General features: G+C 38.8%; 17 protein-coding genes. 8 read left to right on the top strand and 9 right to left on the bottom strand.

Annotation, left to right across the window (positions count from 1 at the left end; translation table 11 throughout):
* Positions 1-29 precede the first annotated feature (29 nt).
* Entirely contained in the window at positions 30-293 is a 264-nt protein-coding gene (locus tag J678_RS0104260; protein WP_000790976.1) for a hypothetical protein, read from the bottom strand.
* Positions 294-839: 546 nt separating this feature from the next.
* Here J678_RS0104260 and J678_RS16115 point away from each other — a divergent pair.
* The 5 genes from J678_RS16115 to J678_RS16095 all read left to right on the top strand — a co-directional run bounded on the left by J678_RS16115 (position 840) and on the right by J678_RS16095 (position 5,787).
* Entirely contained in the window at positions 840-1,055 is a 216-nt protein-coding gene (locus J678_RS16115) for a hypothetical protein (protein WP_000489165.1), read from the top strand.
* A 361-nt stretch (positions 1,056-1,416) separates the two neighbouring features.
* Positions 1,417-2,529 carry a hypothetical protein gene (locus tag J678_RS16110; protein WP_000235770.1) on the top strand — a complete coding sequence of 371 codons (1,113 nt, stop codon included), beginning with the start codon at positions 1,417-1,419 and terminating at the stop codon, positions 2,527-2,529.
* A 749-nt stretch (positions 2,530-3,278) separates the two neighbouring features.
* Positions 3,279-4,514, top strand: coding sequence for a YagK/YfjJ domain-containing protein (locus J678_RS16105; RefSeq protein ID WP_000838814.1), 1,236 nt, complete (start codon positions 3,279-3,281; stop codon positions 4,512-4,514).
* Between the two features lies 1 nt (position 4,515).
* Positions 4,516-5,496 carry a hypothetical protein gene (locus J678_RS16100; RefSeq protein WP_000170392.1) on the top strand — a complete coding sequence of 327 codons (981 nt, stop codon included), beginning with the start codon at positions 4,516-4,518 and terminating at the stop codon, positions 5,494-5,496.
* Positions 5,497-5,514: 18 nt separating this feature from the next.
* The gene (locus J678_RS16095) at positions 5,515-5,787 is read left to right on the top strand and encodes a pyocin activator PrtN family protein (protein ID WP_000500676.1); all 273 of its coding nucleotides are present in this window, start codon (positions 5,515-5,517) and stop codon (positions 5,785-5,787) included.
* Here the strand turns inward: J678_RS16095 and J678_RS16090 are convergent.
* Positions 5,771-6,919 carry a tyrosine-type recombinase/integrase gene (locus J678_RS16090; RefSeq protein ID WP_000534873.1) on the bottom strand — a complete coding sequence of 383 codons (1,149 nt, stop codon included), beginning with the start codon at positions 6,917-6,919 and terminating at the stop codon, positions 5,771-5,773. The two genes, J678_RS16095 and J678_RS16090, sit on opposite strands and share 17 nt — an antisense overlap.
* Before the next feature lie 134 nt (positions 6,920-7,053).
* Here J678_RS16090 and dusA point away from each other — a divergent pair, with 134 nt between their 5' ends.
* Complete coding sequence (gene dusA / locus J678_RS16085; protein WP_016803800.1) at positions 7,054-8,070, top strand: tRNA dihydrouridine(20/20a) synthase DusA; 1,017 nt, start codon at positions 7,054-7,056, stop codon at positions 8,068-8,070.
* A 336-nt stretch (positions 8,071-8,406) separates the two neighbouring features.
* A complete protein-coding gene (locus J678_RS16080) occupies positions 8,407-8,916 on the top strand; it encodes a hypothetical protein (RefSeq protein ID WP_002050979.1) in 510 nt (169 codons plus the stop codon).
* A gap of 11 nt (positions 8,917-8,927) precedes the next feature.
* Here the strand turns inward: J678_RS16080 and J678_RS16075 are convergent, their stop codons facing one another.
* Positions 8,928-9,821, bottom strand: a complete 894-nt coding sequence (locus J678_RS16075) for a LysR family transcriptional regulator (RefSeq protein ID WP_006582185.1) — start codon at positions 9,819-9,821, stop codon at positions 8,928-8,930.
* A gap of 102 nt (positions 9,822-9,923) precedes the next feature.
* Here J678_RS16075 and J678_RS23185 point away from each other — a divergent pair, with 102 nt between their 5' ends.
* Positions 9,924-10,046, top strand: a complete 123-nt coding sequence (locus tag J678_RS23185; RefSeq protein ID WP_009503237.1) for a hypothetical protein — start codon at positions 9,924-9,926, stop codon at positions 10,044-10,046.
* 65 nt (positions 10,047-10,111) lie between these two features.
* On the opposite strand, the gene J678_RS16070 is transcribed toward J678_RS23185, so the two are convergent.
* From J678_RS16070 to J678_RS16045, 6 genes are all read right to left on the bottom strand, one after another.
* Positions 10,112-10,876, bottom strand: a complete 765-nt coding sequence (locus J678_RS16070; protein ID WP_006582186.1) for a ThiF family adenylyltransferase — start codon at positions 10,874-10,876, stop codon at positions 10,112-10,114.
* A gap of 124 nt (positions 10,877-11,000) precedes the next feature.
* Positions 11,001-11,474, bottom strand: coding sequence for a RidA family protein (locus tag J678_RS16065; protein ID WP_006582187.1), 474 nt, complete (start codon positions 11,472-11,474; stop codon positions 11,001-11,003).
* Positions 11,475-11,596: 122 nt separating this feature from the next.
* Positions 11,597-14,353 carry an aconitate hydratase AcnA gene (gene acnA, locus J678_RS16060; RefSeq protein ID WP_006582188.1) on the bottom strand — a complete coding sequence of 919 codons (2,757 nt, stop codon included), beginning with the start codon at positions 14,351-14,353 and terminating at the stop codon, positions 11,597-11,599.
* A 124-nt stretch (positions 14,354-14,477) separates the two neighbouring features.
* Positions 14,478-15,290, bottom strand: a complete 813-nt coding sequence (locus J678_RS16055; RefSeq protein ID WP_017393499.1) for a TatD family hydrolase — start codon at positions 15,288-15,290, stop codon at positions 14,478-14,480.
* Positions 15,290-16,231: an RsiV family protein gene (locus J678_RS16050; protein WP_017393500.1), complete on the bottom strand. Its 942-nt coding sequence runs from the start codon at positions 16,229-16,231 to the stop codon at positions 15,290-15,292. The genes J678_RS16055 and J678_RS16050 overlap by 1 nt, the downstream gene beginning before the upstream one ends.
* Positions 16,232-16,318: 87 nt before the next feature.
* The gene (locus J678_RS16045) at positions 16,319-17,161 is read right to left on the bottom strand and encodes a hypothetical protein (RefSeq protein WP_017393501.1); all 843 of its coding nucleotides are present in this window, start codon (positions 17,159-17,161) and stop codon (positions 16,319-16,321) included.
* Positions 17,162-17,185: the final 24 nt, after the last annotated feature.

Genomic DNA, 17,185 nt, shown 5'->3' with positions numbered 1-17,185 from the left:
CAAACTAAGATTTAATGTGAATACGAGCTCTAAAGTTTATGTGCACATTGCTGACCAGACTTAAAAGACACCTCTTCGAAATCCTCTGGCATCCTGACTTGCATCATGCCAATCGCCTCCAGCTTTTCTTCACCATAATGTTCTTCCATCCTGTCGTAGAAGCAGGAACAGAAACTGCGACTTCCTCCCGTATTCCTACAGCTTTGTTTCATACCCTTTTCGAAATCAGAAGAACAACCAGTAACCAACAAAATACTGACACCTACCAAACCCATCAAAATTTTATTTTTCATCATTTTATCCAGTGACGTCGTCATGGAGCTTAGGCTTTTTTAGGCAACACGAAGCCTTGCCATGGTGTAGCTCACATGACATTTTTTTAAGTAAATTTTTAGACGAAAAGATCTAAAGCTTGAGAAACTAGAAGTTCATCAAATCCTATTAAAACTAATCAGGCGTTATAAAAAGAATATGCATAGCCAACTCCTTTATATTGGGAGTTCTGCCAAAGCATTAGAGAATTATGGTGGCAGAACGAGAAAGGGTTGACAGACCGGATTGGATTGACACCAGCACACTCGAAAGTGTCCCTCTCCCGTCCTACCGCAACGGGAGGAGACGAGATGTACCCTCAAAATTATTCCTCAGAAGGAATAACTCTGATGCAACCCAATAAAACGGTCTGTCAAAACCGACTGGCAATGTGGCCAGCAAGCAAAGGATAATGTGCAATATTTAAGGTGTCAATGATCTATCGACTAAGTCGTAAAGTGATTGTTATTGTTTTTCATTAGATTAATTCTTTAAACTAACCATTAGGTAAATTTAAGGATGATTCAGTGTTTCGGTTAAAGTGTCTTGGTGGTCCACTGTATGGACAAGAATATTCTCATGCTCAGGATGAGTTTATTTTTAAAGACAAACAGACAGGAAAGCAGACGCGTTATCGAAAGCAGGCTTTAAACTTCACCCCACCCCAAGAGTTCTTTATAGCAGAGTCAATTTCTACAACCGTAGCCTACAATCTTGCATTGCAATTAATGAAACGCTATTGAGACCTTTTAGTAATACAAAGACATACTATTAACTAACCAATAATGAGTGATTTTCTAGCACTTGATTCAGTCCATAATAAATTTATAATCCAGTAGAATGCTTCACAGTACTACAAGTTTAGTCCAACAATTATAACTCTAAGCTACATTTTGATTTTGACTACTTTTCACCCAAAACATCGCAAGTCGGTACAGAATCATCATAAGTCGGTACATAAATGGAGTGCAGTTTAACACCTAACACCCCTCTACAAATGCTCATAATTCACTCTCAAGTTAAGCTAAATCATTTTTAAATTATAAGTAGTTACGACTTATAATATATGCACTTCTTTTAAAATGAATAAGTGAACTTGATTACATGGCAACTTCAGCTAAAAAAAATGCTAAGGCTAAACAAGAAACCACATCTACGAGTAACATCAAAAAACTTATTGGCTTAATTGACCAACTTGAAGAACATATTATTAAAAGACATAAATTTCCCTATGGTTTGCCATCAGCCTATGCCGAACACTACAAAGCTTATTTACCCGAACAAATGGAACCTATCAGTGAAGAAATGACGGATAATGACCGAAAGTGGTTTTATGAACAGCTTGATCAAGGCTTATTAAAAGAATCGCCAGAACAAAAGGCTCTCCGTCAACAGGCATGGAGATTACCCCCACCATTACTTCGAGGTAAATCGGAAATTTACATCTACATTCCCGAAGAGGACCGACTTGCCCGACACTATGGCGAAATCGCGACTGAAATTCGTAAATTCAAAAACTTGGTATCAACTAAAACCAGAATATTCAAAAAAACAGCACAACAAGCTGAGAAACATTTTGAAGAAGCATTTCGTCTCTACTCCAAACATTATGATTGTTCTTTCTATATCTACACGCTACCAGAAGATATCTATAAACAGATTAGGCAATCTCAATTAGCCCGAAACAGCCATAAAAAATCCCAGAGGGTAAAAAAAACTTACCTCTCACTTGTTCAACGTTTTATTACCAGTAATCAAAAAACTTACTCAAGTATGGATACGGTTCTAGGAGCCATTGAGCAGCAAGCTATCTCAAAAATTCCAGAATACCTCACTCAAGAATACAATGCTGAAATAGAACATTGTTTACGAAAAAAAGAAGAAGCTGAATATTTTCTTTTTGCAGCTCGAAATGATCTATCTACAGCTGAAGTCAAAGAAATTGAAGAATATGGTAAAAAAACTGTAATCATACAAGCTCAGAACCGTGATCAACCCCTAACTTCTTTTGCAGGTCGCCCTATCGAACGTTATAAGGAAATAAGAGTATTTTATCAGAAAAAGATTTCTGCCTTAGAAACTCAAAAAAGTAAAATTAGAACCGACGATCAGAGAATGAAGTTACTGAATAGCGCTAAATCTTGGTTAAAGGAAAGCGAGCCAAGCCTATATGATGCGCTGAACATTTTTATAGAAAAGAAAGGTAGAAAACTTTAGAATTCCCCTCCCACCCCAATAAAAATCCGATCACTCACATAATTTATTTAGAGCCTGTTAGTTCTACACTGACATGCTCTTAAAAAAAATTAATAAATTTTTAAAAGAGTAATAATTACAATGAAATTTCTATATTTTAAAGATTTTAAATACATATATATCAGTAGCTTAAATAAATTCTTCGCAGATTTTTAGAGGGTGCTTAATTTTTTTCTAGAATTTCCCTTATGCAATCAAGCATACAAAACTTGCTACATAAGGAACCAATATGACCAACTCAAACCTAAGCCAGCAACACATCAAATTAATAAGTACATTCAATTGGAAGCTTAGCAATTTACGGGTGTGGGTCACCCGAAGAATAGCTCAACGAAGCCATTTAAATGCTGCATAACGCAGGACATCACAACTTTTAAAAAGTCCTCGTATTACCGTCATTTTTTGGTAGAGCATTCTCGAAGTAAAGTGCAATCGGCTTTTCGGTTTAAATACAATTGTAATAAGTAATATTAGATATATGTAATTAATCTACTAGATACTTATTGTCATAAGCAGTGTGCCTTAGCAAATACTGCTTATAGATTAGATTGATTTAATTGTGTATCCATTTGAGATGAATACACTCCAGATAGATTAGCCAATATCCACTCTACGCCTACCCTAATGGACATTTCTAAACGATGTCCATAGGGAGAGCATTTACCTCATGACGCCTGATACGTAATTAATTATTTGTATGTAGGTATACTATGAAATCTCTGAACAACACAGCTAAACCAATTCTTCCACCTATCGCACAGTTCTCAGTTGCAGATAGAGATGCATTCCTAGAACAGCTCAAGGAAGATTTTTCAACTCATGAGTACATGACAGAAAACGGTAAGATTAAAATATTCAAAACGAGTATAAACCCTGAAGTTGAAAAAATGCTCAGTCGTGTTGAGTTCATCAAGTATTTTGAGAAAGAGCGCCCAATCGCTACTCTTAAATCTGTTCAAAGTTTTAAGGGCAAAGAGCAACTACGTGTTGAATATGCGAAGGATATTCCACTTTTGCTTAAGTGCCAGCTTACAACAATCTTTGTGTCTGCTCACTCTGGCAATTACAAGATGGGCATAGAGTTACAGGCCTTTAAGGATTCATTCTTAGAACTTTCAAAGGAAGAACAATATACCCTTTATGAATTTTCTCTGATCAATCAGTGTTACACATCTGAACAGGCTCAGGCTTATGTTGCAGCTTTAATTAAATTTCAGAAGTTGTTTGCAATAAGAATGAGCAGTGCCTCAATTCGTAAACAACTTTCGAATCGTGCTAGTAATCGACGCCGTTCTAAAGAGCGTTGTGTTGAGCTTGTAGAGACTCTACTCAAGATCCATTCTCGAATCCTTGTTGTTCGAGTAGACCTAGGATTAATACGCGATCCAGCTAAGCTTCAACAGCTTGCTATCTCAACTGATTTTGCTCAGGCTGAACATGATAGTGAGTTTATGCAAGAGTCTTTTATTCGGTTCTATGATGCATCTAAGCATAATCAGCTTAAGCAAGCGCTCGGGTATATCCTGCGTATTGAACACACCCCAACCAAGGGATTCCATGGACATCTTTATTACTTCTTCAATGCCAATGACCATCGTGAGGACATCACGTGGGGGCAATATATTGCTGAGAAATGGAGGGTTGCTACAAACAATCTTGGGACTGCTTTTATCTGCAATATGAAGAAAGATGAGTACCGCTATCGTGCCTTAGGCATTTTGGAGTATACCGACCATGAAATGCTTAAGAATCTCAAGGCTACGTTTGACTACATATGCAAAAATGATCAGTACTTCGCCTTTACTAATGGAGAACAAATTCGGAGCTTCCGAACAAGCCAAATACCAAAAGTTCCTGCTACCAAACTTGGCCGTCCACGCAAGTTCGAGCAACTTAACCTACTAGACTCTGATCAGTCAGATGATGCTCAAGTAGGAGGACAGTAACATGACTAAGTACGCATCAGATGCTTTACTTGCAGCTACACATTCGTCATGCAGCATTCAACCTATTTGGGCTTACGATCTGATTGGTTCTGAGAAGTCAGCAAAAGCTCTTGGGAGATCAAAAACTACAAGCATGTTTGCAAAACAAAATTCTCAAAATAGTAATCAGGCATTATCTCTCAGTAAACCTGTTGAGTTGATTAGATCAGCATATCCATTAGTGACAGGCTCCCCTGTCACTAATGGGATGTTATCTGTTCGACTAAAGCCAGAGAACGAATTGTTTATTCAGTTTATTAAACATATGGGGCCTATGCTTAATGGGGGGATTTACTGCCACGATCAGTATTTTTCTAATCAAATTACGGGCTACCAATATATGCTCAACACTAGGCAGTTTAGTGAGGATTTAACAGCTTGGAATACAGAACAAAGTCGTGCTGAAGAGTTATTTGATTCGACAATGAAGGTTCTATTCAGAGACTACGCAGGCTTCGAAACACATGAGCTATATTTGCCAATGCTATTTACGCTTTCAGCGAATACTCCAATGTATTCGAAACAACAATATTTAGATCAGCAGAAAAAAGAGATGATCGCCATTTTCCTTAATGAAGGTGGAAATAATGAAATTATTGCCGTATTTTCGAAATGGGAACTTACACCCCAAGGACAATTAGCACTTAGGCTGGTGTTTTTACTGGAACGCCAGTTCATAGATGATCCTGTTGGTTCTTCTGATGAAAATGCTTTCATTGCCTTACGAGGTAATCTGGAAGGCCTATTTAATTGCAAAGCATATCCTGTATCTATGCCATTAAACGGGTTTATGCAAACTAATCATTTTTTTAAAAGTGATCCAAGGTGCAAAGATCTTATTAAGCTGCTCAAAACGTACCTGATAGGCAGTGATGCAGTCCTTCGAATTTGGGATACACAGTCCAATTTTGATGTGTTGTATTCAAAGTTTAAAACTAACTAGTTAAGAGGCTATTTCACAATGGGTGCATTCCAGTTAAACACCGCTGATTACCTATTTATGAAATATCGCTCTATGACTGTCGAATTAATGAGCATAGTACAAGACTACTATCCTCACTTAAGCAAGGCAGAGGCGCTGAGAAAGGCAAATAATCAAGAGTTTCCTTTCTCTGTCTTTAAAATAGATTCAAGCAAACGCGCACCATTTCTGGTGCACGTTAAAGACTTGGCTGATATCTTAGATAAGAAGTATTCTGAAGCTGCTAAAGACTTTGCTACGTTTCATCAATGAGGCGTAGCACCTCTTCCAATTGAATTACATTTCGCCTTGACTTCACAGAAACATACCGCTGTAAGCTCCCCCAAGAATCATGCAAACTTACTTTCTGAATTTCAGGAATAGTAAAACTTTGTTCTGCAAGTCTCGTACAACCTTCATGTCTCAAATCATGAAAATGTAAATCCTCTATTCCCAATATTTTACATGCTTCGCGAAACTCTTTTCCTATGCTTTTGGGATTCAAAGGTAATAAGAGTTGTTCATCATATCCTAATCGAAGCATACGACTCCGCACTTCATTATCTAATAAAAGTTCAATTATTGTTTTACAAGGTTCCAACACATCAAAAGACTTGTGATTACCTTTAGAACCGTTCGGATTTTTCAAATCATGAACTTTCCATGAAGAGTTGTAAGAATCATAATCTTGCAGCCATAAGCGTGTTAACTCTGCTTCACGTCTACATGAAAAAATTGCGAACCAAATAATTAAATGCATTGGATACTTAGTACCGTATTTATTTAACTTCCAACGCTCAGCAAAAAGTTTTGTTAAAGCAATTAACTCTTCCTTTGTAGGAAGCCTATCTCTCACTTTACTAGACGAGATTTGACGAGTTTTTCTAAGCTGTGCTGTAGCTTTATCGAAGTTACTTAAATCAACTTCCATACCCCACATAACAGATGCATGAGATAGAACACCTCTAATATGTAAAAGCTCATGCTGCTGTGTACTTGTTGCAATAGGTTCTAAACCAAGATTAGGCACGCCTCTTCGTCTTAGAGCCACATGCTCAGCCAAATGTATCGAATGTATTTTTGTGATAATATTGCGCGCAATTGGCAACTTCTTAATTAAGAGTAGAGAATAGCGTTTCGTCCTGCCGTACTCGCTCCCAACTTCATCCAAATATTTATCTATGGCATCTGACAAAGTTAGATCAATCAGTTGTTCTTTGCCAAGTAAAATGTCTGGATTTTCTTGAATCTCAACTTCTCTTTTTTTAAGCCAGTTTTCTGCCACTTTTTTTGAATAAAATGTTTTGCTTTCAGAATAAGCAGGATAACCTTTTTTGTTGATCCGGATAGCAGCTCGGTAACTAACACTTCCATCTGCACTTTTTCTGGCAGTAATTGACCCCATAATTTTACACCATGAACCATTTTTTTCATTATGGTGTAAATTCTGGTGTAAATGCAAACCGATTAACGCAGCTAAACATGAGTTCCCACAGATTCAAACAGGTTGCAAAACACTGATTAAAGGTATGATTTTTAATGACTATTAACAAAACCATTGAAACTATTAAATCTCCAAGAATCAGTGTAGCCCCAATGATGGACTGGACTACAAAGGATTACCGATTCTTTGCACGGTTGTTTAACCCAAACGTTGTGCTGTATACCGAAATGGTGACAACAGGCGCGATTTTATTTGGCGATGCAAAACGCCACTTGGACTATAACGCTCAAGAACACCCAATCGTACTGCAACTCGGTGGTTCAAATCCTCAAGAGCTTGCCACTTGTACAAAAATGGCTGAAGACTGGGGCTATGATGAAGTCAACCTGAATGTAGGCTGCCCAAGTGACCGTGTACAGAACAATAAAATCGGCGCATGTTTAATGGCAGAGCCAGACTTAGTTGCTGAATGTATTCATAGCATGCAAAAAGCGGTCAATATTCCGGTAACGGTTAAGCACCGTATTGGTATTGATGACATGCAGTCTTACGAAGAAATGCTGCACTTCGTAGATACCGTTGCGGCAACGGGCTGCACACACTTTGTCGTCCATGCCCGTATTGCGATATTAAAAGGTTTATCTCCGAAGGAAAACCGAGAAGTACCACCGCTACGCTATGAAGATGTTTACCGTTTAAAGCAAGAACGCCCGCACTTAACAATTGAAATTAACGGCGGAATTAAAACTTTTGCCGAAACTCAAGCTCATTTACAGCATGTTGATGGCGTGATGATTGGTCGTGAAGCCTATCACAACCCTTATCTACTTGCTGAGCTTGGCCAACTTTGGAATTTAGAAGCACCAGACCGTTTCGATATCATGGAACAGATGTTGCCTTATATTGAACAACGTATGGCGGAAGGTGCGCCACTCTCTATCATTACGCGTCATATTTTAGGTTTATTTCAAAACCTACCGGGTGCCCGTAAATGGCGTCAAGCATTAAGCGGTGGAAATGCAAAAACTTTAGCTGATGTCGAGAATGCTATTCGAAACATGCAAGCTGCGATTATTCGTACTGAAGAATATGTGAAAGAGCATCAGGCTTAAGCCCACTCAGCCTTCTTAAATTGTAAGAAAATGTGGCATTTTAAATCAGAGACTTAGATTTTGAGTATATTCGCAAATGTCGGCTCGAAATATTCAAATTTAAGCTCTGATTATTTATTTATACTCAATAATATCAGTTACTTAAATTTTACTAGTTTTAGCCACTATTTTAACTAGGCTATTTTTTCGCAGTCAGAAATAAAAACTGGAAAAAAGATACGTTATTACATAACATAAACAAAACTTTTAAGTTTGGGCAATTAGTATCTCTGAACGCCACAGGTAGGTGGTGATTTTCTAAATACGGATATAGGTAGTACGGGTAGAGATTTCACGATGATTATTTATGACGGACAAGTAGCTGATAACTATATGTATCAGGATTCAAATCAGGCAGCGATTGTTGTATCACACAGCACACCAAGCCTTCCTTATCCCTTCACCATGAAACCCAACAATCACCGCACTGAAAGTAATACCCCTCCAGCCATTGATGTAGAAAAATTCGTAGCAAAATTAGAAAGTGTTACTTCTAGACGCAGCAAAGCTCGTTGTGCACGTAGCATTCGTCTTGCACTTGAATCTGCTGGTGCCGATGTTGAAAACCACCCAATTGCAGCATCTGATTGGGGCGATACCCTGAAAAAGATTGGCTATAAAGAAATTAACCCAGCTTTTGATGAGCCTCAAGAAGGCGACATTTACATCATTCACAGAACTCGCAACCATGTTTATGGTCACATCGCTGGTTACACAGGAAGTGAATGGGTTTCAGACTTCAAACAAAGCAGTTACGACGTCTATAAAGATGACAACGTCACCTATACTTACTACAGATTAGGTTAATTTACTGCTTTTTAAGATTGAAACATTTGATGAATTTGCTCGGCACAATGCTGAATCATTTCATCCTGATCTTTTCTATAAACCAAGAAAACTTCTGAGAATGACAAATCATCTGCCAAAGGTAATAGCTTTACCTGATTAGGTAAAATTTGTTTGAACTCTTCAGGAACTATACTGATTCCCAAATTTGCAGCGACCAATTGTAACTGCGAAACCTTACGTGACAGAATGGGGGCTTTTTGTGAAGTAAATCCTGCAGCTAAACACAGATTTGCGACCAAATAACTTAAGCCCCCTCTGTCAGCATGAGCTGTAGTTACAAAACACTCATCTTTCAAGTCTTTTAAATAAACCTTTTCTGCTTTAGCAAATTTGGCATGCTCGGTATGCACAGCCACCATTAAAGGCTCTTCATATAACTTAAGAATGCTCATCTCATCTAGTGTGTGCCGAACGGGAGGTCTAATAAAACCAATATCAATTTCACCGTTCATTAAAGCTAAGATTTGCTGCTCGGATGACAAGGTATTGATCTCAAAACTCAGCTGCTGCGTTAAGCTAACTTCTTTTAATATTTGTACCTTTTTATGATCCATAACAATGCTACTTGAATGAGCAATTTTAATCTGGCGGTTTTTCCCTTCCGAAACACTCTTGGCAAGATCAATAATTTCATTTAAGTAGAGCAAATTATCTTTTATTTTCTTATAAAACACTTCTCCCGCTGCCGTGAGTTTTACCCTTTTATCAGTGCGATCAAATAACTGAAAACCTATCTCTTCTTCTAATAGCTTCATTTGTCGACTTAAAGCAGACTGAGCAATAAATAGTTTTTCCGAAGCAGCGGTAAAACTCCCTTCTTCAACAATTTTTATGAAATATTGGAATTGTTTTAATGTGAGCATTACCATCTCAAAATTAGATCATTTGGTCTATTTTCTATATTAGATTAGATAGATTCCCTTCGCTAGAATTTTATTAAGACCATTCACTTGATTGAATTCTTCATGAAATATTTAAAAGGTTTCGCAATATGCACCATCGTTATTTTAATTTTATGGTGCTTTAAATTTTATGATCAGCAGCTACCTACACAGCCACAGCAAGACCACATAGAGCTGTACGATTAAATAGTTTCTCTCAAAAATAAAAGGCATGTACTCTCACCTAAGCGCATGCCTTTTCAATATTTAAATTAGGCTTTCTTTAAATCGAGTTTTTTCAAAACTTCGGCCACAGCAATCATGGCAAAGCTTGAAGTCACTACTACTGCTGAACCATAGCCACCACAGCGCAACCCTGCCGATGGGCAGACATCCGCACTAGAAAACGGATTGTCGATAGAATAAATACAGGTAATGCCAAATTTCTCTTTTGGCTTTTTACATATGCCGCGAGCACGAAGCTGACTACGTAACTTCGCTAACATTGGGTCTTGCTCTGTTTTTGATAAATCAGCCACACGGATTTTAAGTGGATCGAGCTTACCCCCTGCCCCACCCGACACAATCAAAGGAATTTTATTAAAACGACAATGGAGCATTAAAGCCAGTTTTGCTTTAACGTCATCGATGCAGTCCAAAACAATATCTGGTATAGGGTTTAAAAGCTCTGCGACATTCTCTGGTGTTAAGAAGTCATCAATAATATTAACTTTAATACGTGGGTTAATTTGGCGACAACGCTCCGCCATAATCTCAACTTTTTCACAGCCCAGAGTAGAGGTCATTGCAGGTAGCTGACGGTTCACATTTGATGCCGCAACCACATCCATATCGACTAGTGTGATCTCGCCAATACCTGTACGTGCTAAAGCTTCTACCGCCCAACTGCCAACCCCACCAATACCAATCACCATCACATGACTTTGTTCATAGTGCTGGAACGATGAATCACCATAAATTTTGGCTACACCTGCAAAACGGCGGTCATATTCATCATTTTCTGGTAAATCGGACATGGAACTGGCTTTCTCTAAAAAATCAAACTATATATTTTACTGTTTTTTAAGTAGAGCGTCTTGCCGCTCTTACAAATAAAAATACCCAGTAAAATTGAAATAATTGAATTCTACCAACTTACTTTTATTTCAAAGCAAAAATGAAGTTAATTTCAACAGATGCATTTTTTGGAAGTTGATATACACTGACCGATGTACGTGTATGCCGTCCCGTATCTGAACCCAAAATTTCATAAAGTATTTCAGATGCTCCATCAGCAACTTCGCTTTGCTGTATAAACGATGAAGTTGAATGAACAAATACATTCATTTGTAAAACTTTTCCAATAACATCTAAAGTACCATAGTGCTGTTTTAAAATTGCTAAAGCTCTCATGGTGCTAATACTTGCAGCAAGCTGTGCATCTGACAAATCAACATCTAATCCAACTTTTCCACAAATCTGTACCGTATCTCCCACTCTCGGAATTTGACCACTAATAAATACAAGTCCAGCGTGTTCAATTAATGAGGTATATTTACCTCCTATTTTTATATCCCCTGAAAAATCATATCCCAATCGAGATTCAACTTTTAAAAATAATGTATCTCTATCCATAATTGCTTCTTCTTATAACAAAAATTATTTCATTTATATTTAGCTTATCCAGTAAACAAAGACAATAAAAAAGCCTCATGAATATGAGGCTTTTTTTATGTAACTCTTGAAAGATAATCTTTTTATGACGCAATCAAATTCCGCAGCACATAATGCAAAATACCCCCCGCCTTAAAGTACTCAACCTCATTTAACGTATCAATTCGACATAACACATTAAAGTGGCTGGCTACTCCATTTGGCCCTTTCACATCAACTTCAAGAATTTCATGAGGCTGAACGCCATCCGATAAACCACGAATCGAAATGACTTCATGACCGGTTAAGTTAAGCGACTGTCTGGTTTGACCATCAACAAACTGTAATGGCAACACGCCCATACCCACCAAGTTTGAACGGTGAATACGTTCAAAACTTTCGGCAATGACAGCTTTAACACCCAGCAAGTTCGTTCCTTTGGCAGCCCAGTCACGTGAAGAACCTGTTCCATATTCTTTACCAGCAATAATCACAAGCGGTGTATGTTCTTGTTGGTAACGCATCGCCGCATCATAAATGGCAAGTTTCTCGCCACTTGGTACATGAATGGTATTACCACCTTCTTCACCTCCGAGCATTTCGTTTTTAATACGAATGTTGGCAAAGGTACCTCGCATCATGACTTCATGGTTACCACGTCGTGAACCATAAGAGTTGAAGTCTTTTGGCTCAACACCTTGTTCTTGTAAATATCGACCTGCCGGACTGTCTTTTTTGATATTACCCGCTGGTGAAATATGGTCGGTGGTTACCGAGTCACCTAGCACTGCCAAAATACGTGCCTGTTCAATATTTTTAATTGGTTTTGGTGGCTCACCAATGCCTTCAAAGAACGGCGGATGGCGAATATAAGTCGAGTCATCAGCCCATTCGTAAGTTTTACTTTTTGGAATCTGAATCGCTTGCCAGCTTTCATCACCATCAAACACCGCAGCATATTCTTTGTGGAACATGTCGGTATTTACTTTTTGTAAGACGGCATCAATTTCTGCCTGACTTGGCCAAATGTCTTTTAAGTAAACAGGTTGCCCATCTTTACCTTGCCCAATTGGTTGAGTCGTTAAATCGGTACGGATATTCCCAACTAAACCATAAGCAACTACAAGGGGTGGTGAAGCAAGCCAGTTGGTTTTAACCAATGGATGCACACGCCCTTCAAAGTTACGGTTACCCGAAAGTACAGATGCCACGTTTAGATCATGACACTGAATTGCATCTTCAATTGGTTCAGGTAAAGGACCCGAGTTACCAATACACGTTGTACAACCATAACCTACCAAGTTATAGCCTAACTCATCTAAATACGGGGTAAGTCCAGCAGCCAATAAATAGTCGGTTACGACTTTAGAACCAGGTGCAAGTGAACTTTTTACCCACGGTTTACGCTGCAAGCCTTTTTCAATGGCTTTTTTAGCAAGTAACCCTGCCGCCAGCATTACACTTGGGTTAGAGGTATTGGTACATGAAGTAATCGCTGAAATGACGACATCGCCATGATTTAATGGATATTCCTGCCCTTCAATCACACAAGACGGGCTTTCATGCTGAATATTGGCTTTGGTCGCTTCTACAGCCGTACCACCACCGCCTTCATTTTCCAAACGCTCTTTAGCTTCTTTGGCTGGCTTAAGTGTTAGCTCCATGAGCGCATTAAACGTTTTTGGTACTTCTGATAAAAGCACACGGTCTTGAGGGCGTTTTGGACCTGCCAAACTTGCCTGAACCGTACTCATATCTAAACTTAAGGTATCTGTGAAAACAGGTTCATCACCCGGATTACGCCATAAGCCTTGTGCCTTGCTATATGCTTCAACCAGTGCAATACGGTCACTTTGACGGCCAGTTAATTTCAAATAACCCAAAGTCACTTCATCAATTGGGAAGAAGCCACAAGTTGCACCATATTCAGGTGCCATGTTGGCAATGGTCGCACGGTCAGCAAGTGGTAAGTCGGCTAAGCCATCGCCATAGAATTCTACAAATTTACCTACCACACCTTTTTGGCGAAGCATTTGAGTAATGGTGAGTACCAAGTCGGTTGCCGTAATTCCCTCTTGTAATTTTCCGGTCAGTTTAAAACCGATCACTTCAGGAATAAGCATAGAGATAGGCTGACCCAACATGGCAGCTTCTGCTTCAATACCACCAACACCCCAACCTAAAACCCCTAAACCATTAATCATAGTGGTATGTGAGTCTGTACCTACTAATGTGTCAGGGAAAGCAAAGGTTTGACCACTGTCTTCACCTAGCCACACCGCTTGAGCCAAATATTCTAAATTGACCTGATGGCAAATACCGGTACCCGGTGGCACAACACTAAAGTTATTAAATGCAGATTGTCCCCAACGCAAAAATTGATATCGCTCGCCATTACGCTGCATTTCAATTTGAACGTTTTCTTCAAAAGCCTGATCATCGGCAAAATAGTCCACCATCACGGAGTGGTCAATGACTAAGTCTACAGGTGATAAAGGATTAATTTTTTCAGGGTCGCCGCCCGCTTGTGCCATTGCAGCACGCATTGCAGCCAAGTCAACAACTGCCGGAACACCGGTAAAATCTTGCATTAAAACCCGTGCAGGTCGATATTGAATTTCCTGATCGGAAGTACGGGTTTTTAGCCACTCAGCTAAAGCATAAATGTGTTCTGTTTTAACACTGTGCTGATCTTCAAACCGTAATAAGTTTTCCAACAGTACTTTTAATGATTTCGGCAGTTTGGCAATGTCACCTAGCTTTTTCTCGGCTTGGGTTAAGCTAAAAATCTGATAATTGCTGGAACCTACTGTTAGCGTCTGTAGAGCATTAAAACTATTGATATTGCTATACTTAGCCATTGGGTTATCCTCCCATGTCTGGCAATGTTATTTTTCACGTTTTTACATGTTGTTTTCTTACTTTAAGCTTCTTTTTTCATCGCTGTGTTTTGTTTTAGTTACTATTTCTAATCTTTGATTTTTATTACGATAATTTCAATGCTGATAGTGAGTTTTTCCATAGCAAATCAGCTAAATCTGACTCGGCTATATTTAAATTTTCGGCCAAACTTTTGAGTACATAAGGTAAGTTCACAGGCGTATTGCGGGTCCGCTGCTCAGTTGAAGTTTGACAGCAAAGCGGGGTCATATCAGGACAGTCTGTTTCAATCACTAAATGCTCTGCACCTATAGCCTGTACCACAGTATGAAGCTTTTTCGCATTCGGGTTAGTCACTTGTCCCGTCACACCAATTTTAAAACCAAGCTTAATTAGACCTTTTGCCTCTTCCACTCCACCACTAAAGGCATGAGCAATTCCGCCGAGTTTAAACTTATGTGCTTTTAATATTGCTAATACGTCCCCGTGTGCTTTTCGAATATGAAGTAATACTGGCTTTTGGTAGTGAGTTGCCAAATCTAACTGGTCGGCAAAATACTGTTTTTGCTTGGTATATATATCAGGCTGCTTATGTTCTTTCAAAAAAGTGTCGAGGCCAATTTCACCCACTGCCACGCAGTCTTCTTGCTGCAAAATTTGTTCAAGATGAGAAAGATGCTCTGGCCTATGTTGCTCAATATAAAACGGATGCAACCCTGGCGCTAAATAAGAAGTGGGCACATTCTCCCACTGCTTGAGCTGATGATGAGTGTGTACCAAATCATCAAAACGTGACTGTAAAAAGCCAATTAACACCAAAGCATCCACACCCACTTTTTTAGCCTCAAGTGCTAACAGCTGCCGATCTTCATCAAAATCGGCAACATCGAAATGGGTATGGGTATCAAACAAATGCATTAGCTAGCACTTTTTTCGGCAGGTGTCGAAGCTGGTTTAGCTTTCGGCTGCGGCAAATATTCTTCTTTCAATACATCTTGTAATTGGTCGTATGGAATAACTAAACGAGGCAACCCCACAACATAAGGACCAATTTCATATTCGCCATATTGAAGAATCAAGCCCTGATCACCGAGCAAGAAGTTTTCAGTGAGTTTAAATGGCCAAGCTTGTTCATATTCACTCACACTATTGGCAAGTTTTGAGTCAGTCACCCAAGCTTTAAACGCCTCATGTGCTAACTTTTCTAAAGCCGCTTTTTTCTCTGGACGCAGCAAGTTTTCAAGTTTAACTTGCTTTTCCTCTTTTAAATCAAAATTGTAATAGTGCTGTGCAGCCGAACCATGTGCCCCGCCCAAATAGCTACTACTGTTAACCACAACAGTTACGACCTTACCTTGCGACTGTATAATTTTAGGTTTTACTAAAAGATTAATCTGATGATTACTACTTAACTCTTTTAGTTCCTTGTCTAAACCAATAAATGAATTTGCATAGCGCTGAACCTGAACATCGAAACTATCTTGTTGGTCAGCAGCAGCAACTCCCGAAGCTTCTGTCTTTTTATCAGCTTTTGCTGTTTTTGCATCTGGTTCTGCAATTTCAAGAATCTGTCCGAGTGCTTTTAAAACTTGTTGATCAATAATCTTATCAATAAATGGATAGTTACTTTGCAAGCGCTCTACAGTAAATTCAGGGCAAGTCTTACCACTACAGTCTGGCAAAACCACCTTACTTTGAACTGTTTCCCCTTTTAAAGTCAGTTCCACAGGCTTTTGCTCAACCACTGCTGGCTTTTGCTGATCTTTCGACTCTTTAGGATCACTTTTAGGCTGACATGCCACTAAAAATAGTGCAGAAGCAAGTAGCGTTAAACGTAGCGAGGCCTTAGAAGTTAACATCATATTTTGCCTTTATTCTGAGAAGATTATGCATAACTCATATGAAGTTAGCGCATCTATAAGTAGGTTGCAAATTCTGCTACCAACTTAAAACATTTGTTCATAAACCTCAGGTTGTAATATTTTTTTGGTTTGTTCTGTCGTTAAATAAATATCGAGCTGAGGCGCATCTTTGGTAATCTGATTTGCCTGATAATGTAGACCTACACCCTCACCATCAAAGAACCAGTCGGCCTGTCCCCAATACAAAGTTTTTGGTGCGTCTTTTTTAACGTCAGCATTTTGTTTTTTCAGCCAATCCTGATACGCAGTTTGCACGATTTGATGCACAGTGGTTTGCTGATCTTTTTGAAGTACATCAAGCAAAGTTAAGCTTTTATGCAATTTACGATCAGCCACGAAAAAATAATAACGATCTTTTACGGTGATCTCTTCTTGTTTACTGTCCAAAGCCAGTTGTAGTAATACATATTGATTACGCTGCGAGGCAATGCGTGTATGAATGTGTAATTCATAGGCACGGTTTTTAGAATATTTATCTTGCCATTCGTCTGACTTTTTAACGTAAGCATCAACTGCTTGTTGCAGGTTCAAATCTTTTTTCAAATTAATTTGAGTCTGAATGACTTTCGCCTGATTTTTTTCGATCCAGCTATTTAACCACGCATCTTGGGTTTTTATGGTTTGAATATCGACATCAATACAGTTTTTCTTTTCACAAAAAGGCACTGCATAATTTGCCTTGGTTTCAGTCAAGTTTAAGTAAGGTAAAACCTCTGCCTTTTCAGTAGGACGCTCTTGAGCAGAAACTGGATTTTTTTGAGAAGATGATGAGGACTGAGTGCTTTTCCAGACAAATGCAGAAATAGCAGAGATTAGTGTTACGGCTGCAACTACAAGCGCAATAATTGCCTTCTTACTCAAATTCATTTCATCATCCTTTCTTATTTTTCA

Origin of the sequence: Acinetobacter sp. 1424608, from assembly GCF_000588255.1 — a bacterium.
Taxonomy (GTDB): domain Bacteria; phylum Pseudomonadota; class Gammaproteobacteria; order Pseudomonadales; family Moraxellaceae; genus Acinetobacter; species Acinetobacter nosocomialis.
Note: the sequence above shows the minus strand (reverse complement) of the source record. Positions and strands in the feature narration are given on the sequence as shown.

Coding starts and splice junctions, on each gene's coding strand:
- J678_RS0104260 (WP_000790976.1), bottom strand. CDS start 293: ATGAAAAATAAAATTTTGATGGGTTTGGTAGGTGTCAGTATTTTGTTG.
- J678_RS16110 (WP_000235770.1), top strand. CDS start 1,417: ATGGCAACTTCAGCTAAAAAAAATGCTAAGGCTAAACAAGAAACCACA.
- J678_RS16105 (WP_000838814.1), top strand. CDS start 3,279: ATGAAATCTCTGAACAACACAGCTAAACCAATTCTTCCACCTATCGCA.
- J678_RS16100 (WP_000170392.1), top strand. CDS start 4,516: ATGACTAAGTACGCATCAGATGCTTTACTTGCAGCTACACATTCGTCA.
- J678_RS16095 (WP_000500676.1), top strand. CDS start 5,515: ATGGGTGCATTCCAGTTAAACACCGCTGATTACCTATTTATGAAATAT.
- J678_RS16090 (WP_000534873.1), bottom strand. CDS start 6,919: ATGGGGTCAATTACTGCCAGAAAAAGTGCAGATGGAAGTGTTAGTTAC.
- dusA (WP_016803800.1), top strand. CDS start 7,054: ATGACTATTAACAAAACCATTGAAACTATTAAATCTCCAAGAATCAGT.
- J678_RS16080 (WP_002050979.1), top strand. CDS start 8,407: ATGATTATTTATGACGGACAAGTAGCTGATAACTATATGTATCAGGAT.
- J678_RS16075 (WP_006582185.1), bottom strand. CDS start 9,821: ATGCTCACATTAAAACAATTCCAATATTTCATAAAAATTGTTGAAGAA.
- J678_RS23185 (WP_009503237.1), top strand. CDS start 9,924: ATGAAATATTTAAAAGGTTTCGCAATATGCACCATCGTTATTTTAATT.
- J678_RS16070 (WP_006582186.1), bottom strand. CDS start 10,876: ATGTCCGATTTACCAGAAAATGATGAATATGACCGCCGTTTTGCAGGT.
- J678_RS16065 (WP_006582187.1), bottom strand. CDS start 11,474: ATGGATAGAGATACATTATTTTTAAAAGTTGAATCTCGATTGGGATAT.
- acnA (WP_006582188.1), bottom strand. CDS start 14,353: ATGGCTAAGTATAGCAATATCAATAGTTTTAATGCTCTACAGACGCTA.
- J678_RS16055 (WP_017393499.1), bottom strand. CDS start 15,290: ATGCATTTGTTTGATACCCATACCCATTTCGATGTTGCCGATTTTGAT.
- J678_RS16050 (WP_017393500.1), bottom strand. CDS start 16,231: ATGTTAACTTCTAAGGCCTCGCTACGTTTAACGCTACTTGCTTCTGCA.
- J678_RS16045 (WP_017393501.1), bottom strand. CDS start 17,161: ATGAATTTGAGTAAGAAGGCAATTATTGCGCTTGTAGTTGCAGCCGTA.